The organism is Variovorax gracilis, assembly GCF_030317115.1.
GTDB lineage: Bacteria > Pseudomonadota > Gammaproteobacteria > Burkholderiales > Burkholderiaceae_C > Variovorax > Variovorax gracilis.
On sequence record NZ_JASZYF010000003.1, the window covers coordinates 45341 to 69433 of the forward strand.

At 64.4% G+C, this 24093-nt stretch carries 23 protein-coding genes; all 23 read right to left on the minus strand.

Going from position 1 to position 24093, the window contains the following annotated elements; all coding sequences use genetic code 11:
* Positions 1-10: 10 nt before the first annotated feature.
* Positions 11-652 (minus strand): ATP phosphoribosyltransferase, encoded by a 642-nt coding sequence (hisG, locus tag QTH97_RS08110; protein ID WP_286567622.1) that lies wholly within the window; start codon positions 650-652, stop codon positions 11-13.
* Positions 649-1935: a UDP-N-acetylglucosamine 1-carboxyvinyltransferase gene (gene murA / locus QTH97_RS08115; protein ID WP_286567623.1), complete on the minus strand. Its 1287-nt coding sequence runs from the start codon at positions 1933-1935 to the stop codon at positions 649-651. Before murA ends, hisG begins: the two co-directional genes overlap by 4 nt.
* A gap of 18 nt (positions 1936-1953) precedes the next feature.
* Positions 1954-2208: a BolA family protein gene (locus QTH97_RS08120; RefSeq protein ID WP_286567624.1), complete on the minus strand. Its 255-nt coding sequence runs from the start codon at positions 2206-2208 to the stop codon at positions 1954-1956.
* Positions 2209-2215: 7 nt separating this feature from the next.
* Positions 2216-2980 (minus strand): ABC transporter permease, encoded by a 765-nt coding sequence (locus QTH97_RS08125; protein ID WP_286567949.1) that lies wholly within the window; start codon positions 2978-2980, stop codon positions 2216-2218.
* Positions 2980-3927, minus strand: a complete 948-nt coding sequence (locus QTH97_RS08130; RefSeq protein ID WP_286567625.1) for an ABC transporter ATP-binding protein — start codon at positions 3925-3927, stop codon at positions 2980-2982. Before QTH97_RS08130 ends, QTH97_RS08125 begins: the two co-directional genes overlap by 1 nt.
* Positions 3928-3961: 34 nt before the next feature.
* Positions 3962-4234 carry an STAS domain-containing protein gene (locus QTH97_RS08135; RefSeq protein WP_286567626.1) on the minus strand — a complete coding sequence of 91 codons (273 nt, stop codon included), beginning with the start codon at positions 4232-4234 and terminating at the stop codon, positions 3962-3964.
* A 4-nt stretch (positions 4235-4238) separates the two neighbouring features.
* Positions 4239-4892 (minus strand): MlaC/ttg2D family ABC transporter substrate-binding protein, encoded by a 654-nt coding sequence (locus QTH97_RS08140; protein ID WP_286567627.1) that lies wholly within the window; start codon positions 4890-4892, stop codon positions 4239-4241.
* A gap of 116 nt (positions 4893-5008) precedes the next feature.
* Complete coding sequence (locus tag QTH97_RS08145; protein WP_286567950.1) at positions 5009-5710, minus strand: MlaA family lipoprotein; 702 nt, start codon at positions 5708-5710, stop codon at positions 5009-5011.
* Between the two features lie 29 nt (positions 5711-5739).
* Positions 5740-6228, minus strand: a complete 489-nt coding sequence (mlaD, locus tag QTH97_RS08150) for an outer membrane lipid asymmetry maintenance protein MlaD (RefSeq protein WP_286567629.1) — start codon at positions 6226-6228, stop codon at positions 5740-5742.
* Between the two features lie 25 nt (positions 6229-6253).
* On the minus strand, positions 6254-7036 hold the full coding sequence (gene mlaE, locus QTH97_RS08155) for a lipid asymmetry maintenance ABC transporter permease subunit MlaE (RefSeq protein ID WP_286567630.1): 783 nt from the start codon (positions 7034-7036) through the stop codon (positions 6254-6256).
* The gene (locus QTH97_RS08160; RefSeq protein ID WP_286567631.1) at positions 7033-7857 is read right to left on the minus strand and encodes an ABC transporter ATP-binding protein; all 825 of its coding nucleotides are present in this window, start codon (positions 7855-7857) and stop codon (positions 7033-7035) included. Before QTH97_RS08160 ends, mlaE begins: the two co-directional genes overlap by 4 nt.
* 134 nt (positions 7858-7991) lie before the next feature.
* Positions 7992-9470, minus strand: coding sequence for a glutamate synthase subunit beta (locus QTH97_RS08165; RefSeq protein WP_286567632.1), 1479 nt, complete (start codon positions 9468-9470; stop codon positions 7992-7994).
* Between the two features lie 33 nt (positions 9471-9503).
* Positions 9504-14252, minus strand: a complete 4749-nt coding sequence (locus tag QTH97_RS08170) for a glutamate synthase-related protein (RefSeq protein WP_286567633.1) — start codon at positions 14250-14252, stop codon at positions 9504-9506.
* A 181-nt stretch (positions 14253-14433) separates the two neighbouring features.
* Positions 14434-15129 (minus strand): transposase, encoded by a 696-nt coding sequence (locus QTH97_RS08175; protein ID WP_286567634.1) that lies wholly within the window; start codon positions 15127-15129, stop codon positions 14434-14436.
* Between the two features lie 21 nt (positions 15130-15150).
* A complete protein-coding gene (locus QTH97_RS08180; protein WP_286567635.1) occupies positions 15151-16011 on the minus strand; it encodes a class I SAM-dependent methyltransferase in 861 nt (286 codons plus the stop codon).
* On the minus strand, positions 16008-16580 hold the full coding sequence (locus QTH97_RS08185) for a DUF1415 domain-containing protein (RefSeq protein WP_286567951.1): 573 nt from the start codon (positions 16578-16580) through the stop codon (positions 16008-16010). Before QTH97_RS08185 ends, QTH97_RS08180 begins: the two co-directional genes overlap by 4 nt.
* Positions 16581-16582: 2 nt before the next feature.
* Positions 16583-17845, minus strand: coding sequence for an MFS transporter (locus QTH97_RS08190; RefSeq protein ID WP_286567636.1), 1263 nt, complete (start codon positions 17843-17845; stop codon positions 16583-16585).
* Positions 17842-18972, minus strand: a complete 1131-nt coding sequence (locus QTH97_RS08195) for a deoxyguanosinetriphosphate triphosphohydrolase (protein WP_286567637.1) — start codon at positions 18970-18972, stop codon at positions 17842-17844. Before QTH97_RS08195 ends, QTH97_RS08190 begins: the two co-directional genes overlap by 4 nt.
* 55 nt (positions 18973-19027) lie before the next feature.
* The gene (aroB, locus tag QTH97_RS08200; RefSeq protein WP_286567638.1) at positions 19028-20128 is read right to left on the minus strand and encodes a 3-dehydroquinate synthase; all 1101 of its coding nucleotides are present in this window, start codon (positions 20126-20128) and stop codon (positions 19028-19030) included.
* A 35-nt stretch (positions 20129-20163) separates the two neighbouring features.
* Positions 20164-20709 (minus strand): shikimate kinase, encoded by a 546-nt coding sequence (locus QTH97_RS08205; RefSeq protein ID WP_286567639.1) that lies wholly within the window; start codon positions 20707-20709, stop codon positions 20164-20166.
* A gap of 22 nt (positions 20710-20731) precedes the next feature.
* The gene (locus QTH97_RS08210) at positions 20732-22879 is read right to left on the minus strand and encodes a type IV pilus secretin PilQ (protein WP_286567640.1); all 2148 of its coding nucleotides are present in this window, start codon (positions 22877-22879) and stop codon (positions 20732-20734) included.
* Positions 22876-23415, minus strand: coding sequence for a pilus assembly protein PilP (locus tag QTH97_RS08215; RefSeq protein WP_286567641.1), 540 nt, complete (start codon positions 23413-23415; stop codon positions 22876-22878). Before QTH97_RS08215 ends, QTH97_RS08210 begins: the two co-directional genes overlap by 4 nt.
* Positions 23412-24092: a type IV pilus inner membrane component PilO gene (locus QTH97_RS08220; protein WP_286567642.1), complete on the minus strand. Its 681-nt coding sequence runs from the start codon at positions 24090-24092 to the stop codon at positions 23412-23414. Before QTH97_RS08220 ends, QTH97_RS08215 begins: the two co-directional genes overlap by 4 nt.
* Position 24093 lies beyond the last annotated feature (1 nt).

Consider the following 24093-nt stretch of genomic DNA (forward strand, 5'->3'; position numbering starts at 1 on the left):
GATTGCCGGATCACGTGGAGGGAATGGCCGACGAGAAGGCGTCAACGATGTGGCGAATCGCCTCGCGCTTGAGCTTGAGCGCAGCCTGGTTGACCACCAGGCGCGCGCTGATGTCCATGATGCGTTCGACTTCGACGAGGTGATTGGCCTTGAGCGTGTTGCCGGTCGAGACCAGGTCGACGATCGCGTCCGCCAAGCCCGTCAGCGGCGCGAGTTCCATGCTGCCGTAGAGCTTGATCAGGTCGACGTGCACGCCCTTGCTGGCGAAGAAATCGCGCGCCAGCCCGACGTACTTGGTCGCGACCTTGATGCGCGAACCTTGCTTGACGGCAGAGGCGTAGTCGTAGTCGGCCCGCACTGCCACGCTGAGGCGGCAGGCCGCGATGCGAAGGTCCAGCGGTTGGTAGAGGCCCTGATTGCCATGCTCGAGCAGGACGTCGAGCCCCGTGACGCCCAGGTCGGCGCCACCGTATTGCACGTACGTGGGCACATCCGAGGCGCGAACCAGCACCACGCGCACGTCGGGCTTGGTGGTCGCAAGGATCAGCTTGCGGGACTTGTCCGGATCCTCCGTGACCTCGATGCCCGCCGCGGCCAGCAGGGGCAACGTTTCCTCGAAGATGCGGCCCTTCGAGAGTGCCAGCGTGATCATGGTTGCACCTCGGCCGGGCCGGCCACGCGCTCGACGTCGGCACCGAGGCCGCGCAGCTTGGCTTCCATTCGGTCGTAGCCGCGATCGAGGTGATAGATGCGGTCCACCAGCGTCTCGCCCTCGGCCACGAGGCCGGCAATGACGAGGCTCGCCGAAGCGCGCAGGTCGGTTGCCATCACGGTCGCTCCCGAAAGCTGCGAGACGCCTTCGATCACCGCCACCTTGCCGTCGGTCTGGATCCGCGCGCCCAGACGAAGCATCTCGTCGACGTGCATGAACCGGTTCTCGAAGATGGTCTCGGTCACGGTCGAGGTTCCTTCGGAGATCACGTTGAGCGCCATGAACTGCGCCTGCATGTCCGTGGGAAAGCCCGGGTACTCGGTGGTACGGAAGCCCTGCGCCTTGAGGCGGCCCTCGCTCTGAACACGAATGCCGCCATCCACCGCCGTCACGCCTGCCCCCGCGGCTAGCAACTTCTCGATGACGGCGTCCAGATGATCGGCCCGCCCATGCTTCAGCATCACATCGCCGCCCGTGGCTGCCACGGCGCACAGGAACGTGCCCGCCTCGATGCGGTCGGCCACCACCTGGTGGGTGCAGCCGTTCAGCTTTTCCACGCCATGGATGCGGATGCGGCTGGTGCCGTGTCCTTCGATCTTCGCGCCCATTGCGATCAGCATTTCGGCCAGGTCCGCGATCTCGGGCTCCTGCGCGGCGTTCTCCAGCACTGTCTCGCCTTCGGCCAGCGCGGCGGCCATCAGGAAGTTCTCGGTACCGGTGACGGTGACCATGTCGGTGGTGATGCGCGCGCCGTGCAGCCGTCGGCGTCCTCCGCCGATGCTGGCGACCATGTAGCCGTGCTCGACCACGATGTCGGCGCCCATGGCCTGCAAGCCCTTGATGTGCTGATCGACCGGCCGCGAACCGATCGCGCAGCCGCCCGGCAAGGACACCTTGGCTTTGCCGAAACGGGCCAGTAGCGGGCCCAGAGCCAGCACCGAAGCTCGCATGGTCTTGACCAGTTCATAGGGTGCCTCGGGCACCTCCAGCGTGCGCGCATTGATGCGCACGGTGCCGTTGTCGTCGCGCTCCGCGGTGACGCCCATGTTGTGGACCAGCTTGAGCATGGTCGCCACATCCTTCAGGCGCGGCACGTTGTGCAGCGTGACGGGCTGGTCGGTCAGAAGCGCCGCGCAAAGCTCGGGAAGTGCAGCGTTCTTGGCGCCGGAAATGAGTACCTCGCCGCGAAGCTTGCGCCCGCCGCGAATCAGAAGTTTGTCCATGAGGAATCCAGCGGAGGTCTAGCGGGAAGGCGAAGAAGTCTGGTCTGCCCATTCGGCGGGCGTGAAGGTTTTCATCGAGAGCGCGTGCACCTCGTCGGTGTGCATTTTCGCACCCAGGGTGGCGTAGACGCGCTGATGTCGCTGGATGGCGCGCTTGCCCTCGAACTCCGCGGAGACGATGGTGGCGTACCAATGGCGGCCATCGCCCTCGAGTGTGATGTGTTCGCAGGCGAGGCCCGCCTGGATGATCGATTGAAGTTCTTCAGCAGTCATAGCAAGGTTACCCGCGGATTTTGTAGCCGATGCGGAGCAAGTGAACCGCGATGGCGCTCACCACCAGCCAGGCGCTGCCGACGATCGCAAGGCTCGTCCACGGCGAGACGTCGCTGACGCCGAAGAAGCCGTAGCGGAAGCCGTCGATCATGTAGAAGAACGGGTTCAGGTGGCTGACCTTCTGCCAGAAGGGCGGCAGCGAGCCGATGGAATAGAACACGCCCGAGAGGAAGGTCATCGGCATGATCAGGAAGTTCTGGAATACGGCCATCTGGTCGAATTTCTCGGCCCAGAGCCCGGCAATGAGCCCCAGCGTACCGAGGATGGCCGCGCCCAGGAATGCGAACACCACGATCCACAGCGGCGCCACGAATCCCGGCATCGCGAACAGTGCCGTGACCACGAACACGCCCAGGCCGACGGCCAGGCCGCGCACGATCGACGAGCCGACGTAGGCGAAGAACCAGCCCCAATGCGACAGCGGCGTGAGCAGCACGAACACGAGGCTGCCCATGATCTTGCTCTGGATGATCGACGACGAACTGTTGGCGAATGCGTTCTGCAGCACGCTCATCATCACGAGGCCGGGCACGAGGAACGCGGTGTAGCTGACAGTGCCGTAGACCTTGACGTGATCCTCGAGCACGTGGCCGAACACCATCAGGTAGAGCAAGGCCGTCAGGACGGGCGCGCCCACGGTCTGGAAGCCGACCTTCCAGAAGCGCAGTGTTTCCTTGTAGAGCAGCGCACGCCAGCCCAACGCATTGATCATCATCTGGCAACCTCCAGCGGCGTTTGCTCACCCGCCATCAGGTCGATGAAGACATCCTCCAGATCCGCCTTGCGCATTTCGACGTCCTCCACGTCCAGGCCCGCCTCGCGGATCGCGGCGAGCAATTGCTCGACCTCGTGCGCGTTCTGCGCCGGGAGTTGCACGATGCGGCCGGTGATGCGCGCATGTTGTGCGATCGCCCAGGGCAGCATGCCGTCGGTCTTGAAGCGCAGCACGTTGCTGGCGGCGGAACGGAGCAGTTCGCTCGTGCGGTCGAGCGCGATCACTCGCCCCTGCTTGAGCATGGCAATGCGGTGGCAAAGAGCTTCGGCTTCTTCCAGGTAGTGGGTGGTCAGCAATACCGTGCTGCCCTGCTTGTTCAGCTTGGCCACGAACTGCCACAAGGTCTGGCGCAGTTCGACGTCGACGCCAGCCGTAGGCTCGTCGAGCACGATGACCGGAGGCTTGTGCACCAACGCCTGCGCGACCAGAACGCGGCGCTTCATCCCGCCGGAGAGTTGGCGCATGTTGGCGCCCGCCTTGTCTGCGAGGCCCAGGCTGTGCAGCAATTCGTCGATCCAGGCGTCGTTGTTCTTGATGCCGAAGTAGCCCGACTGGATACGCAACGCCTCGCGAACGTTGAAGAAAGGATCGAAAACAAGCTCCTGAGGCACCACGCCGAGTTGTCGGCGAGCCCGGGCGTAATCCTTCTGAACGTCGAAGCCATGCACGCTGATCGAGCCCGAACTCGGTCGCGACAGGCCCGCGAGCATGCTGATCAGGGTGGTCTTGCCGGCGCCGTTGGGTCCGAGGAGGCCGAAAAACTCGCCCTCTTCGATCTGGAAGCTCACTTCGTCGACCGCTCGCAGGCCCGGTTTTCCCTGGGCCCGTTGCTGGCGTGAGGCTGGATAGGTCTTGGAGACCGATTGGAAGGAGATCGCGGGCATGGGAACCCTCGATTTTACGGGGACGGTGTTTTTGTCAGGGCGCGGCGGGCAAAAGGCCTGCCACGCCGTACAGCGAAGCAAGTTCCCGCAAGCGAGGCGGCAAGCCCTTCACGGCAAATCCGCGGCCCAGTGCGCTCGACTCACGCCGGCACTCGAGCAGCACCGCCAGGGCCGAGGAATCGAACTGGACCAGCGCGCTGGCGTCGACCACCGTCGAGGTATCCGTCTGCCCGGCGAGCCCCTGCTGGAGCATGTAGACGCAAGCGGGCGCCTCGTCGTGCGTCAACTTCGGGGGCAGCACCAGCATCGGATCAGCTCTTGCCGTTGGACTTGTTGCGCGCTGCCAGCGCTGCAATCAGGCCGTCGATGCCCTTGCTGTTGATCTGCTGTGCGAACTGCGTGCGGTAGGTATCGACCAGCCAGACGCCGAGGACGTTGATGTTGTAGATCTTCCAACCGGCCGCTTCACCCGGCGTCTTTTCGAGCCGGTAGTCGAGTTGCACCGGATCGCCGCCGCCCCGGACTTCGGTACGGACGAGGACTTCCTTGTCGTCGAGCGAGCCACGGAACGGGCGCACGCTCACGGTCTGGTCGCTCACCTGGTCCAGCGCACCCGCATAGGTGCGCACGAGCAAGGTCTTGAACTCCGCCTCCAGGCGCTTCTGCTGTTCCGGCGTGGCCTGGCGCCAGGCCGGGCCCACGGCGGATGCCGTCATCCGCTGGAAATTCACGTTGGGCATGATCTTGGTGTCGACCAGCACCATGATCTTGTCGATTTCACCGGCCTTGATCGACTTGTCCGACTTGATGGTCTCCAGCACATCGGTCGAGATGCGCTTGACCAAGGCATCGGGCGTTTCATCGGCTGCGTGCGCAGGCCGCACGAAAGACACGGCAGCGCCGGCAAGCAAGAGGCCGGCGAGCGCGAAGCGGCCCAAGGTGCGGCGTTGAAGAATCTGGCTCATTGAATTAATCCCTTGAATTGGTTCCCACATCGGGCAACTTGAAAGATTGGAGGCGGCCCCGTCAGCAGGGTTCCACCATACCAAGTTCCGCTGCAACCGAATGCAAGAGCCCGATACTAGTTTCCGTCGTCGGGCAAGTTGCCGTCGTGCACTTCATTGCGCCTTCTCTGGAGGAAGGCGTCTCGCGTGAACGAATACCTGTCCAGGGCGGCATCGTCCAGCAATTGACTCGCACGCAGAAGGTTCGACCGGAGATCCACCAGTCGAAGCGCATACAGCGAATTCCGCACCGGAATGTCCCCGATGACGCTGATGAGGTCGCCCTGCACATCCACGACGAGGGCCGCAGTGTCGCGCACCGTCGAAGGTCCGAGCAACGGAAGGACCAGGTACGGCCCGCTCGGCACGCCCCAGCGGCCCAGCGTCTGGCCGAAGTCTTCGGAGTGGCGATCGATGCCCATTTCGGTGGCGACATCGAGGACACCGCCGAGTCCGAAGACGGTATTGACGTTGACGCGCATGAAGGTCTGCGCGCTGTCCTGCAGCTTGAGCTGCGCCACGCTGTTGGCGAAGCTCCAGACGTCCGACAGGTTGCCGAAGAAATTGTTCACGCCAGTGCGAACCGGCGAAGGCAGCACGCGCTGATAGACCGTCGCGACCGGTTTCAGGACGGCATCGTCGACCGTGTCATTGAAGCGAGCCACCTGGCGATTGAGCGGTTCGAAGGGGTCTGCCGGATTGGCGTTGGGGCCCGTCGCGCATCCTGTCATCAGGATCAAGGCGCTCACGGCCAGAACCCGCCGCAGACCCATGGTCATGAGCGGCGGGGCGAAAAGAGATCGTGGTTTCATTTCTTGTTGGAGTTACCAGAAGGCGTACTGCCCTCGCTCGCCTTGCTGTAGAGGAACTGACCGATCAGATTCTCCAGCACGACGGCGGATTGCGTTGCCGTGATGACATCGCCGGCCTGGAGGTTCTTGTCGTCGGCGCCCGCCTCGATGCCGATGTACTGCTCGCCGAGCAGCCCACTGGTCAGGATCTTCAGCGAACTGTCCTTCGGGAAACTGTATCGGCTTTGCAGGCCCAGCGTGACGCTGGCCTGGAAGTTCTTGTCGTCGAACGTGATCGATTCGACACGCCCGACCACTACGCCAGCGCTCTTGACCGCAGTCTGCGGCTTCAACCCGCCGATGTTGTCGAAGCGCGCGGTCACCGCGTAGGTCTTCTGGAAGTTCAGGCTCAAGAGATTGGCCGACTGGAGCGCGAGAAAAAGCAGCGCCACGGCGCCGATCAGCACGAACAGGCCGACCCAGATGTCATTGTTGGAACGTTGCATGTGTTGCACTCTCCTGATCGATTCTTTAGATGCTGAACATCATGGCGGTCAGCAGGAAGTCGAGGCCGAGCACCGCGAGTGAGGCGACGACGACGGTTCGGGTCGTGGCACGCGACACCCCTTCAGGCGTCGGCTGCGATTCGTAGCCTTGCAGCAGCGCAATGAAGGTGACCGTGATGCCGAAAACGATGCTCTTGACGACCCCGTTGCCGACGTCGCGCCAGACATCGACCCCGCCCTGCATCTGACCCCAGAACGCGCCTGGATCGACTCCGAGCATCAGCACGCCGACGACATAGCCGCCGATCACGCCGACCGCGCTGAACACCGCCGCCAGCAGTGGCATGGTGATCACGCCTGCCCAGAAGCGGGGGGCCAGGATGCGCTGGACGGGATCGACCGCCATCATTTCCATGGCGCTCAGCTGCTCTCCGGCCTTCATGAGCCCGATCTCCGCCGTCAGCGAAGTGCCGGCGCGACCCGCGAAGAGCAGCGCCGCCACGACCGGCCCCAGTTCGCGCACGAGGCTCAGGGCCACCAGCAGGCCGAGCGCTTCCGATGAACCGTAGCGCTGCAAGGTGTAGTAGCCCTGCAGGCCGAGCACGAAGCCCACGAAGAGACCCGACACCGCGATGATCGCGAGCGAGTAGTTGCCGAGGAAATGGATCTGGTCCCTTACCAGCCCGAAGCGTCGCAGACTCTGCGCGCCACGGAATGCAAGACGCAGGAACAGGCGCGCGCCGAGTCCGAGATCGGCGAGCTTGCTGCGCACGGCGAAGCCGACGTCCGAAGGCTTGTACCAGCTCATGCGCGGCCCCCTTCGGCATTGCCGAAATCGTCCTCGACGCCGACGGCTGGGTAATGGAAATGCACCGGCCCGTCGGGCAGTGCGTTGACGAACTGGTGCACCAGCGGATCCGTGCTCTTGCGCACTTCATCCGGCTTGCCCTGTGCGGCGATGCCGCCATTGGCGAGGATGATCACGTGATCGGCGATCCGAAACGTCTCCTCGAGGTCGTGCGAGACGACGATGCTGGTGAGCCCCAGCGTGTCGTTGAGTTGCCGGATCAGCCGCGCCGCCGTGCCAAGCGAAATCGGATCGAGCCCGGCAAAGGGCTCGTCGTACATCACGAGGTCGGGATCGAGCGCGATCGCCCGAGCCAACGCCACGCGGCGCGCCATGCCACCGGACACCTCGCTGGGCATCAGATGTCGCGCGCCACGCAGGCCGACCGCATCGAGCTTCATGAGCACGATGTCGCGGATCAGCGCGTCGGGAAGCTGGGTGTGCTCCCGCAACGGAAAGGCGACGTTGTCGAACACGCTCATGTCGGTGAAGAGCGCCCCGAACTGGAACAGCATGCCCATGCGGCGCCGCGCGGCATAGAGCGCATCCGCGCCCAGTTGGCCGATGTCCTGGCCGTTGACCAGCACTTCGCCGCGCCGCGCGCGCAACTGGCCGCCTATCAGGCGCAGGACCGTGGTCTTGCCGCCGCCTGAAGCTCCCATCAGCGCCGTCACCTTGCCACGCGGCACGGCGAAGGAGACACCATCGAGAATCGCGCGCTCGCCATACCCGAAGGCGACATGGTGAAATTCGACGAGGGAAGTGGCGGGAGATGGTTCCATGGAAATGAAAAAGCCGGGGAGCCCTCAGGCATCCCGGCTTGCGGTGACACACAATGATACGGGAAGCCCGAACCCCGTCCGTTTCGGACAAATCCGAAACGGCGGGCGTGCAGGCTGGTGCGCCCTCCCTGTTTTCAACGCGGCAGGTCGCTGAACCCCATCAGGAATTCGTCCACCGAGCGTGCAGCCTGGCGCCCTTCGCGGATCGCCCAGACCACCAGCGACTGGCCGCGGCGGATGTCGCCTGCGGCAAAAACCTTGGGCACGTTGGTTGCGTAGCCGCCGACGAAGTCGACAGTCGCCTTGGCATTGCCGCGTGCATCCTTGTCGACACCGAAAGCGTCCAGCACGTTGCCAACCGGGCTCACGAAGCCCATCGCCAGCAGCACGAGATCCGCCTTGAGCACCTGCTCACTGCCAGCAACTTCGACCATCTTGCCGTCCTTCCATTCGACGCGGACGGTCTTCAGGCCAGTGACCTTGCCCTTCTCGCCGATGAATTCCTTGGTGGAGATGGCGAACTCGCGCTCGCAGCCTTCTTCGTGGCTGGAGCTGGTACGCAGCTTGTAGGGCCAGTAAGGCCAGGTGAGCGGGCGGTTCTCTTCCTCGGGCGGCTGCGGCAGCAGCTCGAACTGCGTGACGCTGGCGGCGCCATGGCGGTTGCTGGTGCCGACGCAGTCGGAGCCGGTGTCGCCGCCGCCGATCACGATCACGTGCTTGCCGTCGGCCCGGAGTTGGCCCTTGACCTTGTCGCCGGCGTTGATCTTGTTCTGCTGCGGCAGGAACTCCATCGCGAAATGGATGCCGTCGAGATCCCGCCCGGGAACAGGCAGGTCACGCGACTGCTCGGCGCCGCCAGTCAGCAGCACTGCATCGAACTCCTTGTCGAGTTGCTCGGGCGTGACGATTTCCTTGGCCAAGTTCGTGACCTTGGAGCCCTTGCCCAGCGGGTCCTTGGCCGCACCGACCATCACGCTGGTGCGGAAGGTCACGCCTTCGGCCTTCATCTGCTCCACACGGCGGTCGATGTGCACCTTCTCCATCTTGAAGTCGGGGATGCCGTAGCGCAGCAGGCCGCCGATGCGGTCGTTCTTTTCGAACAGCGTCACGTCATGGCCGACGCGCGCCAGTTGCTGCGCCGCGGCCATGCCGGCCGGGCCGGAGCCGATGACCGCGACCTTCTTGCCGGTCTTGTGCTTCGCGGGCCGCGCTGCCACCCAGCCTTCGTCCCATGCGCGGTCGATGATCGCGTGTTCGATCGACTTGATGCCGACTGCATCGTCATTCACGTTGAGCACGCAGGCAGCCTCGCAGGGCGCGGGGCAGATGCGGCCGGTGAACTCCGGGAAGTTGTTGGTCGAGTCGAGCACGACGAAAGCGCTCTGCCAATCACTCCGATAAACCAGGTCGTTGAAGTCCGGAATGATGTTGTTGACCGGGCAGCCGCTGTTGCAGAACGGCGTGCCGCAGTCCATGCAACGCGCGCCCTGCACCTTGGCCTGCGCCTCGTCGAGACCGACGACGAATTCCTTGTAGTGCTTGACCCGCTCCTCGACGGGCTTGTAGCCCTCCTCGACGCGCTCGTGCTCCATGAAGCCGGTGATTTTTCCCATCGTGCTGTCCTCTGTTCTTTGTCGTTGCGGCTATCAGACGGCTGCCACCGGCTTGGCGGCCGTTGCGGCGTGCGGCTCCATGCCCGCATGTGCGTTGTTCCCGCTGCTGGTGAGCTCGACCTCGCGGTCGTGGATCTCGGCCAGCGCGCGCTTGTACTCGTTCGGGAAGACCTTGACGAACTTCGTGCGGGACACGGCCCAGGTGTCGAGAAGTTCGCGCGCGCGCTTGCTTCCGGTCCAGCGGTGGTGGTCTTCCAGCAGCTTCCGGAGTTGCGCCTCGTCGGTCTCGCCGTCGTGCCACACCTTGCGATGCACGCTCGCGGCCTGCTCGGCGGATGTCAGCACCTTGTCGAGCGACACCATCGAGAGATTGCAGCGCGAAGCGAACTGGCCGTCCTCGTCGTAGACGAAGGCGACGCCGCCGCTCATGCCGGCCGCGAAGTTGCGGCCGGTCTTGCCGAGCACCGCCACCGTTCCGCCGGTCATGTATTCGCAACCGTGGTCGCCCGTGCCTTCGACCACCGCGGTCGCGCCCGAGAGACGCACCGCGAAGCGCTCGCCAGCCACGCCGCAGAGATAGGCCTCACCGGTCGTCGCACCGTAGAGCGCGGTGTTGCCGACGATGGTGTTGCGAATCGCCTCGCCCCGGAAATCCAGGCTCGGACGCACCACGACCCGGCCGCCCGACAGGCCCTTGCCGGTGTAATCGTTGGCGTCGCCGATCAGATACAGCGTGATGCCGCGCGCCAGGAAGGCGCCGAAGGACTGACCACCCGTGCCTTCGAGCTGGATGCGAATCGAGTCGTCGGGGAGCCCCTGAGGATGGACCTTGGTCAACGCGCCCGAAAGCATGGCGCCGACCGAGCGGTTCACGTTGCGGGCCACCTCGATGAACTGGACCTTCTCGCCCTTGTCGATGGCCGGACGCGACCTTTCGATGAGCTTGTTGTCCAGGCTCTTTTGCAGGCCGTGGTCCTGGTTCTCGACGTGATAGCGCGGCACGTCGGCCGGAACGTTCGGCTGTGCGAACAGGCGGCTGAAATCGAGGCCGCGCGCCTTCCAGTGCTCGATGCCCTGCTTGGTATCGAGCAGGTCGGCACGGCCGATCAGGTCGTCGAACTTGCGCACGCCGAGCTGGGCCATGATCTGGCGGACTTCTTCGGCGACGAAGAAGAAGTAGTTCACCACGTGCTCGGGCTTGCCCGAGAACTTCTTGCGCAGCACCGGGTCCTGCGTCGCCACGCCCACCGGGCAGGTGTTGAGGTGGCACTTGCGCATCATGATGCAGCCTTCGACCACCAGCGGGGCCGTCGCGAAACCGAACTCGTCGGCGCCGAGCAGCGCACCGATGGCGACGTCGCGGCCGGTCTTCATCTGGCCGTCGGCCTGCACGCGGATGCGACCGCGCAGGCGGTTCAGCACCAGGGTCTGCTGCGTTTCGGCCAGGCCGATTTCCCACGGACTGCCCGCGTGCTTGATCGACGACCAGGGCGAAGCGCCCGTGCCGCCGTCGTGGCCGGCGATCACGACGTGGTCGCTCTTGCACTTGGCGACGCCGGCTGCGATCGTGCCGACGCCGACTTCGCTCACCAGCTTCACGCTCACGCTCGCATGGGGCGCGACATTCTTCAGATCGTGGATCAGCTGGGCCAGATCCTCGATCGAGTAGATGTCGTGGTGCGGCGGAGGCGAGATCAGGCCCACGCCCGGCACCGAGTAACGCAACTGGCCGATGTAGTTGGACACCTTGCCGCCGGGCAACTGTCCGCCCTCGCCGGGCTTGGCGCCCTGTGCCATCTTGATCTGCAACTGGTCCGCGGACGAGAGGTACTCGGCAGTGACGCCGAACCGGCCCGAGGCGACCTGCTTGATCTTCGAGCGCAGCGAATCGCCGTCCTTCAGCGGAAGGTCGACTTCGACGTTGGCTTCGCCGACCACGCTCTTGAGCGTGTCGCCCATCTTGATCGGGATGCCCTTGAGCTCGTTGCGGTAGCGGTTCGGATCCTCGCCGCCCTCGCCAGTGTTGCTCTTGCCGCCGATGCGGTTCATGGCGACAGCCAGCGTCGAATGCGCCTCGGTGCTGATGGAACCGAGCGACATCGCGCCCGTGGCAAAACGCTTGACGATTTCGGTGGCGGGCTCGACCTCGTCCACGGGAATCGCCTTGGCAGGATCGATCTTGAATTCGAACAGGCCGCGCAGCGTGAGGTGGCGACGGTTCTGGTCGTTGATGATCTGCGCGTATTCCTTGTACGTGTTGAAGTTGTTGGCACGCGTGCTGTGCTGCAGCTTGGCAATCGCATCGGGCGTCCACATGTGCTCTTCGCCACGCGTGCGCCAGGCGTATTCGCCGCCCGCGTCGAGCATGTGCGCGAGCACCGGGTCGTCGCTGAAGGCGGCCTTGTGCATGCGGATCGCTTCCTCGGCAATCTCGAACACGCCGATGCCTTCGACGCGGCTGGCCGTACCGGTGAAGTACTTGCCAACGGTCTCGCTGTTGAGGCCGATGGCCTCGAACAGCTGCGCACCGCAGTAGCTCATATAAGTACTGACCCCCATCTTCGACATGATCTTGGACAGGCCCTTGCCGACCGCCTTGACATAGTTGTAGATGGCCTTGTCCGCGCTCAGGTCGCCGGAGAGGTCCTCGTGCATCGCTGCAAGCGTTTCCATCGCCAGGTAGGGGTGCACGGCTTCCGCGCCGTAGCCCGCCAGCACGCCGAAGTGGTGGACTTCGCGCGCCGAACCCGTTTCGACGACCAGGCCGGCGGTGGTGCGCAGGCCTTCACGAACCAGGTACTGGTGAATGGCCGAGAGCGCCAGCAGCGCGGGAATCGCCACCTGGGTCGGACCGACCGCGCGGTCGCTCACGATCAGGATGTTGTGGCCGCCCTTGATCGCATCGACCGCTTCGGCGCACAGGGACGCCAGCTTGGCCTCGACACCCTCGTCGCCCCACGAAAGCGGATAGGTAATGTCCAGCGTGTAGCTCTTGAACTTGCCTTGCGTGTACTTTCCGATGTCGCGCAGCTTCGCCATGTCGGCGAAGTCGAGGATCGGCTGGCTCACTTCGAGCCGCATCGGCGGGTTGACCTGGTTGATGTCCAGCAAATTCGGCTTCGGGCCGATGAACGACACGAGCGACATCACGATCGCTTCGCGGATCGGGTCGATCGGGGGGTTCGTCACCTGCGCGAACAGCTGCTTGAAGTAGTTGTAAAGCGGCTTGTTCTTGTTGGACAGCACGGCCAGCGGGCTGTCGTTGCCCATGGAACCGATGCCCTCTTCGCCGGCGGCGGCCATCGGGCTCATCAGGAACTTGATGTCTTCCTGCGTGTAACCGAAGGCCTGTTGGCGGTCGAGCAGGCTGACCTGGCTCGGCGGCGCCTGCACCGTTTCGGCCTCGACGCTGTCGAGCTTGATGCGCAGGTTCTCGATCCACTGCTTGTAGGGCTTGCTGTTGGCGAGGGTGGCCTTGACCTCCTCGTCGTCGATCATGCGGCCCTGTTCGAGGTCGATCAGGAACATCTTGCCGGGCTGCAGGCGCCACTTGCGCACGATCTTCTGCTCGGGCACGGGCAGCACGCCGGACTCGGAACCCATGATGACGAGATCGTCGTCCGTCACGCAATAGCGCGACGGGCGCAGGCCGTTGCGGTCGAGCGTGGCGCCGATCTGGCGGCCGTCGGTGAACACGATCGAGGCCGGGCCGTCCCACGGCTCCAGCATCGCGGCGTGATATTCGTAGAACGCGCGACGGCGCGGGTCCATCGTCGCGTGCTGTTCCCACGGCTCGGGGATCATCATCATCACGGCCTGGCTGATCGGGTAGCCGGCCATCGTCAGCAGTTCGAGGCAGTTGTCGAAAGTCGCGGTGTCGGACTGGCCGGCAAAGCTGATCGGGTACAGCTTCTGCAGGTCGGCACCCAGCACTGGCGAAGACATCACGCCTTCGCGCGCCTTCATCCAGTTGTAGTTGCCCTTGACGGTGTTGATTTCACCGTTGTGCGCGACGTAACGGTACGGGTGGGCCAGCGGCCACTCGGGGAAAGTGTTGGTCGAGAAGCGCTGGTGCACCAGCCCCAGGGCCGAGACGCAGCGCTTGTCCTGCAAATCCAGATAGTAAGTACCGACTTGATCGGCGAGCAGCAGGCCCTTGTAGACGACCGTGCGGCTCGACATGCTCGGAACGTAGTATTCCTTGCTGTGCTTGAGCTTGAGGCGCTGGATGTTGGCGCTGGCGGTCTTGCGGATCACGTAGAGCTTGCGCTCGAGCGCGTCCTGCACGATCACGTCGTTGCCGCGGCCGATGAAGATCTGGCGCAGCAAAGGCTCCTTGGCGCGCACGTTCGGCGACATGGGCATCTCGCGGTTGACCGGCACGTCGCGCCAGCCCAACAGCACCTGGCCTTCGGCCTTGATTGCGCGCTCCATCTCCTGCTCACAGGCTTCGCGGGAGGCGTGCTCCTTCGGCAGGAAGATCATGCCGACGCCGTATTCACCCGGCGGAGGCAGTGTGACGCCCTGCTTTGCCATCTCTTCGCGGTACAGCAGGTCGGGAAGCTGGATCAGGATGCCGGCGCCGTCACCCATGAGCTTGTCGGCGCCCACGGCGCCACGGTGGTCAAGATTCTCGAGAATCTTCAGGCCCTGCAACACGATGGCATGGCTTTTTTCGCCCTTGATGTGGGCCACGAACCCGACGCCGCAGGCGTCGTGCTCATCAGCAGCGGAATAAAGACCGTGTTCTTGGAGATGCTGGATCTCGGCAGCCGTCGTCATGGGCGTGCTCCTTCAGTTTTCGCAGGGAAAAGGAGCATATTGCTTTGCACAAATAATGCCAAACAGTTTAAATGGGGTCAGATTCAATTTAAATTCTGAATGACTTACTCAGGATAAAATTGGGGACACATTAAAAACAGGAGCAAGAACATGAGAAACCGCGGGACTTCCGCGGGTTTCGCTACTTGCTGCCTATGGCCGGCGGTCGCCCGGGACGGGCCTTGAGCACCCGACGCTCCGTCGTTTTCTGTAACGAATGGAGAAAATCTTCATCGCCCACCGCCCAGCCGCGTAGCGTCGCGTCGGTCAACGTGGCCTGAACTGCGCTCGATATGCCGCTGCGCACCAATTCGGCATACGCAGCCTCGCGCGCGAAGGGGGTGTTCCCGAGCGCCCAGTACAACGGATGTGGCATCAGGAACCTGTCCTGACGCAAGCCGGCGTAGTGCCCGTGGCTCGACCAAGGGTAGTCGCGCGCTTCCGCCACCATGCCGGCGCGTACCGGATTGAGGTCGATGTACACCATGCACGCGAGCAGATAGCGGTCGGTCTGGATCAACGTCGATCGGTACCGCCCTTCCCACAAGGTGCCAGTGCGGCCATGTCGGTCGTTGAAGTACCGGACGTACCGCCGCCCGACCGCCTGCATCCATTGAGGCAGCCCGTCGGCGGTCGACGGCGTTGCAAGCAGGTGGAAATGGTTGTCCATCAGGACATACGCATGAAGCGCTATGCCGAAGCGCACGGCGTTCTCCCCAAGCAGGGTCAGGAAGAACTCACGGTCGACTCGATCGACGAAGACCACTTGCCGATTGTTGCCGCGCTGGATGACGTGGTGCGGCTGATCGGCCAGGGTGAGACGGGGCAGGCGTGCCATGGCGCAAGCGGGCCGAGAAGCTCAGGTCAGCCGGAAGCGCGTCTCCATCAGCGCCTCCAGCCCGAACTGGGCCAGCAGTTCGCGAAGCCGCGCGGCTGCGCTGGCTTTGTGCTGCCCGGTGTGGCGCGCGATGATGAGTTCGTTCTTCATGCTGTGCTCCCAGCCCACCAGTTCCGTCACGGTGACCTGGTAGCCGCTGGCCTCGAGGTAGAGGCAGCGCAGCACGTTGGTCAGCTGGCTTCCGATCTCGCGCGTGTGCAGCGGATGGCGCCACAGCTCGGCCAACGGTGTGCGAGAAAGCGCCAGCGCCTTGGTCTGGCGCAGGCAGGCTGCAATCTCGGCCTGGCAGCATGGCACCAGCACCATGAAGCGCGCCTTTTTTGCAAGCCCGAAGGCGATCGCGTCGTCGGTCGCGGTGTCACAGGCGTGCAGCGCGGTCACGACGTCGATCCGTTCCGGCAACGCCGCCGCGCTGGCCGATTCGGCCACCGTGAGGTTGAGGAAGGACATGCGGTCGAAGCCAAGGCGCTTCGCCAGGTCGCGCGACCGCTCGACCAGATCGGCCCGCGTCTCGATCCCGTACACATGACCCCCGCCACGCTCGCGAAAGAACAGGTCGTAGATGATGAAGCCCAGATAGGACTTGCCCGCCCCATGATCGGCCAGCGTCGCCTGTGCGCCGTCATCCGGCAACTCGCGCAGCAGCTTCTCGATGAACTGAAACAGGTGATAGACCTGCTTGAGCTTGCGGCGCGAGTCCTGGTTGAGCCGGCCTTCGCGTGTAAGGATGTGCAGTTCCTTGAGCAACTCGACGGACTGCCCCGGCCGCAGTTCGCTCAGGACTTCGGCTTCAGCCTTCGCGGCTTTGGCAACCTTGCTCATCGCGTGGCTCCTCGGGGCCCGACGTCCAACGCCGCCCAACCCTCGGCACCGAGTGCCTCCAGCGTGTCGATGTTGCGCCCGAAAATGGCTTCGGCGTCCGGGAAGGCATCGACCGCGCGACTGACGCTGTCCTCGCGCAGCAGGTGCAGCGTAGGGTATGGCGCCCGGTTCGTTGCATTCGTGACGTCATCGGCGTCCGTGCCGGCGAACTGAAAGCGCGGATGGAAGCTGGCGAGTTGGAACTGGCCTTCGAAGCCCATTCGTGCAAGGGCGCGATCGGCACGCGCCGTGAAATCGTTGAAATCGAGAAAGTCAGCCAAGGTGTTGGGCGCGATCAAAAGTGTGGTGTCCCTTTCGGAAGGTTCGCAGACGGCAAGGGCGTTCGCTTCAGCGATCAGCGCGTCGATCAGCCCGTCCTCTTGGTTCGGCAGATACACCGCATAGTGGATCTGCCCCCGGACGTGCACCGCCTTCGCAAAGGGGCAGAGATTGAGCCCGATCACCGCGCGCTCCAGCCAGCGTCGGGTGTCGGCCTCGGCTTGCGATGATGAAACGGCTTCCGTATTCATGTTCATGTGGCGCCCCTGCGGGAAATGGCGGGCGACAGTCGCGCTGCGAGCGCCAAGCCCGCCAGCGAGCATGCCAGCGTCAGAGTCCACGTCCACTGCCAGCCCCCCACACGATGCGCTATCCACGCGACGAATGGCGGCGCCATGAACTGGCCCAGCGAGGATGCCTGCTGCATCATCCCGACGGTGGTCGACACGGTGGAGGGCCCTGGCGCGAGCCGAACCGCCAGCATGAACAAGGTGGCAGGCACCACTCCACCGCCCAGCGAGAACATGCAGACCGCCAGGTAGCGCAGCGCCGGCGGCAGGCTCAGCGCATCGCCAGGCCCGCCGAACTGCGCAAAAGCTGCCATGCTGCCGAGTGCCATGACGACGAAGCCCCCGCGCAGCAGGCGATCGGGCGCCACGCCACGCTGAAGAAGCCGGCCACCCGTCACATTGCCGACGATGTTGGTCGCCGCCGCAAGGGCAGTCAGCGCTGCGTTCCAGGCGCTGGGCACGCCAGCGTCCGCATAGATTGCCGGCAGGAAGCCGATCACCGCCATCCATTGCGAGGAATAGACGGCGAAGGCAAGCGCCAGGGTCCACGGCGCGCTCGCACCGACGGTGCCGCGAAGGCGCAGCGACCAGTTCTCCGCCGGCGAAGCAGGCGTCGCCTGCCGGGCCTTGTCGCCGGGCACGACGATCGCCACCCAGATCGCCGCCGCCGCGGAGACGGCAGAGAGGGCCCACCACCATCCCATCCAACCTGCCCAAGCGATCAGCGCCGGCCCCAGCAACAGAGCCAACGCCACCCCGAGCGGCATGTAGGCGCCCCACAGCCCGAGCGCCGCCTTCTCCGCTTCTGGCGGCGCCATCGCACGGACCAGCCCGGGACCGGGCATCACCGCGAGGAGAAAGCCGACGCCCTCGAGCGCGCGCAGCGCGAGCAGCCAGGGCAATGCTCGTGCGCCTTCGGTGACCCAGAAACCCACCAGTCCTCCAAGCGCGCTCGCGACGGTGACCACCGCCAATCCGACGAGCATGCTGCGCCGCAATCCGATCGTGTCCGCCGCCAATCCGACGACGAGGCCCAGCGTCATGCCTGCGACCTGGACCAACGAAAGAAGGAAGCCCGCCTCGACCAATCCGATGCCCAGGCTCGCCTGCAGGGCAGGCACAGCCGGCGGCAACTTGCCCAGGTGCAACGCGGCAGCAACGCCTGCAGCGACGACGGCCAGGGCCGCGGCGGGAATGCGGGCTCGCGACAGGGACAGGCCGCTCACTCGACCCACCGCCGCCCCGTGAGGCGTTCGTATTCGCGGATCGCGAATCGATCAGTCATTCCGGCAATATAGTCCGCCACCGCGCGATGGCGGTTCTCGCGCTGGCCGTACTCCTCGGGCATCTCCGCAGGCGCGTCCAGGTAGGCGGCGAACAATGCGCGAACCACCCCTTGCGTCTGATTCGCAGTGTGCGCCACCCGCTCGTGCCGATACAGATTGTGAAAAAGGAAACGCTTGAGCTCCGTGGATTCGACGCGCATGCCCTTGCTGAAGAGCACGAGCGGCGCCGCACGCCGGGCGGCATCCGCATCGGCCGGCGCGGTGGCTTCGAGTGCGTTGCGGGTTGCGTCGATCACGTCGTAGACCTGCGCGCTGAGCATCCGCCGAATCGTCTCGTAGAGCACCCTCCTTCCATGGAGCTGCGGATACTCGGCCAACGCTTCGCGGCGGTAGCGGTCGAACAGGGCCACTTCGCCCAGTCGTTCGATGCTGATCAGCCCCGATCTCACGCCATCGTCGATGTCGTGGGCGTTGTAGGCGATCTCGTCGGCGAGGTTGCACAACTGCGCTTCGAGGCCCGGCTGCGTGCCGTCGCAGAAGCGCCGCGCCACGCCGCCCGGCTCGGTCGCTTCGATGCGCTCCGCGTTGGCGCGCGAACAGTGCTTGAGGATGCCTTCGCGCGTCTCGAAGCTCAGGTTGAGGCCGTCGTACTGCGGATAGCGATGCTCCAGTTCATCCACGACGCGCAGGCTCTGCAGGTTGTGCTCGAAGCCTCCGTGATCCCGCATGCAATCATCGAGGGCGTCCTGGCCGGCGTGCCCGAAGGGCGTATGGCCGAGGTCGTGTGCCAGGGCGATCGCCTCGACAAGATCCTCATTGAGCCGGAGCGCACGCGCAATCGAGCGGCCGAGCTGCGCAACTTCGAGCGAATGAGTGAGCCGCGTGCGGAACAGGTCGCCTTCGTGGTTCAGGAAGACCTGTGTCTTGTAGACCAGGCGCCGGAACGCCGTCGAATGCACGATGCGGTCGCGATCACGCTGGAACGCATCGCGCGTGGGCGCCGGCAATTCGGGATGCCTGCGGCCGCGCGACAAGGCGGGATCGGAGGCGTAGGCAGCGAGGCTCATGTCCCGGGTCCCGTTGCCGACCTTCGGTTGATGTCTGCGCAGGCCGGCCAGCAGCTCAGGCGGCGCAGCATTGCGCAAGCACCTCGCGCACCATCGCGTCGGGAGCGCCGCGCATGATGGCGGAGCCCGGCTTGTCGAGCACGACGAACCGGATCTCACCGGCCTCCGACTTCTTGTCGATGCGCATCAGCTCCAGGTAACGCTCCGCGGCGAAGGCGGGTGCGACGACGGGAAGACCTGCACGCCGGATCAGCGTTGTCAGTCGCTGCACGAACGCAGCGTCGATGCCGCCGAGCCGCTCGGACAGATGCGCTGCCATGACCATGCCGCAGCCGACGGCCTCGCCGTGCAGCCACTCGCCGTAACCCAGCCCGGATTCGATCGCATGACCGAAGGTGTGGCCGAAATTGAGAATCGCGCGCAGGCCGGTTTCCCGCTCATCCTGGCCAACGACGGCCGCCTTGATCTCGCAACTTCGCTTCACGGCGTACGCCAGGGCGGCAGGCTCCCGCGCCACCAGCGCGTCGATGTGGGCCTCGACCCACGCCAGGAATTGCATGTCGTAGATGGGGCCGTACTTGATGACCTCGGCCAATCCGGCGCTGAGCTCCCGCGGCGGCAAGGTGGTCAGCGTCGCCAGGTCGCACAGCACGAGCTGCGGCTGATAGAACGCGCCGATCATGTTCTTGCCCAGCGGGTGGTTGATGGCGGTCTTGCCGCCCACCGAGGAATCGACTTGCGCCAGCAAGGTCGTCGGCACCTGGACGAAAGGAACGCCTCGCATGTAGCTGGCGGCCGCAAAGCCGGTCATGTCCCCGACGACGCCGCCGCCCAGCGCAAAAAGCACCGTCTTGCGGTCGCTGCCGTGGCTCAGCAACGCATCGAAGATCAGGTTGAGCGTCTTCCAGTCCTTGTGCGCTTCGCCGTCGGGCAGTTCCAGAACGTGCACCTCCCGGAACCTTCCGCTCAATGCAGTGCGCAAGGTGGCCGCATAGAGAGGCGCAACGGTGGTATTGGTGACGATCAATGCCGTGGCCGCGGCAGCCAAGGCCAGGTAGTTGCTCGGGTCTCCGAGCAAGTCGCCGCCGATCCATATCGGATAGCTGCGCTCTCCAAGCTGGATCTCGACGCGTTCAGGAGGGACGGACAATGGCATGCCCCGAGTTTAGGTGCATGCCGGCACGGGCCTTCTCAGTCGCGCAGATCCCCTTCGGGACCGGGTGTGGCGATACCGGCCAGTTCCAGTTGCATCACGATGATGTTCACCAGCATTCCGACCGTGGGCCGGCCCGTCTCGACTACGTCATGGGCGGTTTCGCGGTAGAGCGGATCTCGGGCGCCATAGAGTTCGCGCAAGCGGCCCAAGGGGTCGGCGACTTGCAGCAGCGGCCGCTTCACGTCGTGGCGAAGGCGCCGGAAGAGGTCCTCGGGTGCCGAACGCAGGTAGATCACGTGAAAGCGCTCGCGCAACTGGTTGCGATTGGCCTCGCGAAGCACGGAGCCGCCGCCGGTTGCGACTACCCCATGGGGGGCCGCTGCCAATTCGGCGATGACCGCCTGCTCCAGATCGCGGAAGCTGGCCTCGCCCTCACGCTCGAAGTAGTCGCGGATCGAGCAACCGATCCGCTCCTCGATCACATGATCGCTGTCAATGAAAGGAAGCTGCAGGCGCTGCGCGAGGCGCCGGCCCACAGCGGATTTGCCGGCGCCGGGCAAGCCGACGAGTGCGACCGCCATGCGGTGCTGTGAACGCTGCGCATCAACGCGCAGCGTTGCGATCGGTAATCATCTTCGGGGTGATAAAGACGAGCATTTCAGTTTTGTTCGCAGTGCGAGTGCGCGTACGGAACAGTGCACCGACATAGGGCACTTCACCGAGCACCGGTATGCGCGACTCGTCATTGGATTCGACGAGTTCGAAGATACCACCAATGACGACCGTGCCGCCGTTCTCGACCAGCACCTCGGTTTGCACGTGCTTGGTATTGATCGCGAAACCGGCCGTGGTCGCCTGGCCCACCGTGTCCTTGTTGACGTCGAGCGTCAGGATGATGTTGCCTTCGGGCGTGATCTGCGGAGTCACCTCGAGCTTGAGGTTGGCCTTGCGGAACGCGATCGAGGTGGCGCCGCTGGAAGTCGCGACCTGGTAAGGCAGTTCAGTACCCTGCTCGATCAACGCCTTGGTCTGGTCTGCCGTCACGACACGGGGGCTGGACACCACCTTGCCCTTGCCATCGGCTTCCAGGGCCGAGATTTCCAGATTCAGCATCCGCGAGAAGCTGGAATTGAACAGCGAGATCGCGAACGTGCCGGGCGCATTGCCGTTGCCGGCGACGCCCGTGGACGGCAAGTTGACGAAGTTGGAGTTCGTGAAGGTCGTGATCGACGTCGGAGGGCTGCCGTTGGAGCCCGGCGTGACGACCGGCATCACCCCGGCGTTGCCGAAGACCTGGCTGCCGTTCAGCGAACCCACCGAGCCACCGGCGATCCCGCCGCCCAGACGCACGCCCAGCGACTTCCCGAAGGTGTCCGCGGCTTCGACGATGCGGGCCTCAATCAGCACCTGGCGCACCGGAACGTCCAGCTTCTGGATCAGTTCGGCGACCTGCGTCAGGCGGGACGGGATGTCCGAAACGAAGAGCTGATTGGTACGAGATTCAGCGATCACGCTGCCACGGGGGCTCAGGATGCGCGAGGTCGTACCCGCGCCGCCACCACTGCCCGCACCGGCACCCGTACCCGTCAACCCCTGGGCAATCGCGATCGCCTTGGTGTAGTTGAGTTGGAACGACTGGGTGCGAAGCGGCTCCAGGTTCTGGATGGCTGCCTGTGCCTCGAACTCCAGCTTTTCCTTGGCGTTGATTTCATCCTTGGGCGCAATCCACAGGACGCTGCCGTTCTTGCGCATGCCCAGGTTCTTCGCCTGCATGATGATGTCCAGCGCCTGGTCCCACGGCACGTCCTTCAGTCGGAGCGTGAGGGCACCGGTCACGGAGTCGGAGGTCACGATGTTGAAGTTCGTGAAGTCGGCGATGACCTGCAGCAGCGAGCGGATCTCGATGTTCTGGAAGTTCAGCGAGAGCCTCTCGCCCGTGTAGCCGACGCCCTGCGTCAGCTTGGTCGGGTCGACCTTGCGGGGGCGCACTTCGACGACGAACTGGTTCTCGCTCTGATAGGCGCTGTGCTCCCAGTCGCCCTTGGGCTCGATGACCATCCGCACGCGGTCTCCCGCCTGCTGCGTTGTCACGAGTTGGACAGGCGTGCCGAAATCCGAAACATCGAGCCGGCGGCGCAGGCCTTCCGGCAAGGTCGACTTGGTGAACTCGACCACGAGATTCTTGCCTTGCTGGCGAATGTCGACGCCCACCTGGTTGTTGGCCAGGTCCACGATCACGCGTCCGGTGTTGTCCGAACCCAGGCGGAAATCGACGTCACGCAATGGCAGGGTGTCGCGGTTCCGGTTCTCCGCGAATGAGGAGGGTGACGACGCAGCCATCGCCGCGCCCGGAACAGGCTCCAGAGAGACGAGAAGCGACTTGCCCTGGATCTCGGTCTTGTACGCGGTCGCTTGCTTGAGGTTCAGCACCAGGCGAGTCCGCTCGCCGGCCTGGACGACGTTGACCGAACGCAGATTGCCTTGGTTGACCTCGATCGCCGAGCGGCCGATCGCGTTCGTCACACCCGGAAAATCCAGCGCGACCCGAGCCGGCGACTGGATGGCAAAACCCGTCGGCGGCGTCGACAGCGGCTGGGTGAAATCGATCCGAATGACCTCGGCGCCCGATTGCATCGAGCTCGTGACCGACTCGATGGCGTTTTGCGCATGAACGACCGCCGCGCTCAACGCGAGGACAGCCGCACCTGCAACGCGCAGCCAGCGCGCGAGCATTGATTTTTGTTGGTTCATTTCGTCCTCTCTTGCAACTGCAGCGTCGCCACGCGTTCAATCCATTCACCGGCGGCGTCCTGCACGATTTCACGCAAGGCGAGTTCGGTTTCACTGATACGGGTGATGCGCCCGTAATTGAGTCCCAGATAGTTGCCTACCCGAACCTGATAGAGCAGCTTGTCGACCGTGACCAGCGCGACCGGCTGCCCATTGCGATTCAGGCTACCGACCATCGCCATCGAGTCGAGCGGGAAGGCCTCCAGCGCCTCCTTGCGACGGGAGAGCTCGGGCGCGATCAGGCCGGAGGTGCTGGGCTGGCTCGCGTCGCGGCGCAATGCCTGCGTCAACTTCTGCATATTGAAAGGCTCGATGACCGCGCCTTCCGTGTAGGCCTGGGGAGTGAACTTCTTCGGCTCCGTGATGGGCGGCACCGTAGGGCGAACCTGCGCCCGCTGCTCGGCCATCCAGCGCTGAAGGTCCTCCTCTTCGGAGCCGAAGCAGCCACTCAGGCCGACCACGGCTACGCCGAGCCAGAAAAAACGGAGTGATCTCATTTCTTCTTTCCCGCCGCGGCGGCAGCAGCACGTTTCTGCATGGCCTGCTCTTCCTCATCCAGATAACGGTAAGTGCGGGCGGTGGCATCCATGACCAGGTTCCCATCCTTCTGCGGAGTTACGGCCAGGTTGTTCAGGGTCACGATGCGGGAGAGATTGGCAACGTCTGCCGCGAAGGCACCCATGTCGTGGTAGCGACCCGTCACGCGCACGGCAATCGGCAACTCGGCGTAGTAGTCCTTGATGGACACCTGGCCCGGCCGGAAGAGTTCGAACTGCAAGCTGCGCCCGAGCCCGGCCTGGTTGATGTCCGACAGCAGGGCGTCCATTTCCGCCTTGCTCGGCAACTGCTTCTCAAGCAGCGTGACGTACTGCTGCACTTGCTCGCGCTGCTTCTTCAGCAACTCAAGATTGGCGGCCTGCACGACCTTCTTCTGGTAGTCCGCCCTGAGCGAGACTTCCTTCGCGCGCTCGGCTTCGAGTTCGTCGTTCGAATTGGTGAGCCAGACGAACCACAAGGCCACCAGAACCAGCGCCGCGACAGCAACGCACAAGGCGTACCGCGGGACTGCCGGCCAGGCCGACGGATCATTCGGATTGAGACCCTGGAATTGCTGGCCAAAGCGCCGCATGGCGGTCGCGAGGTCGATCTTCCGGGATGAGCGTTTGGTTGCCATG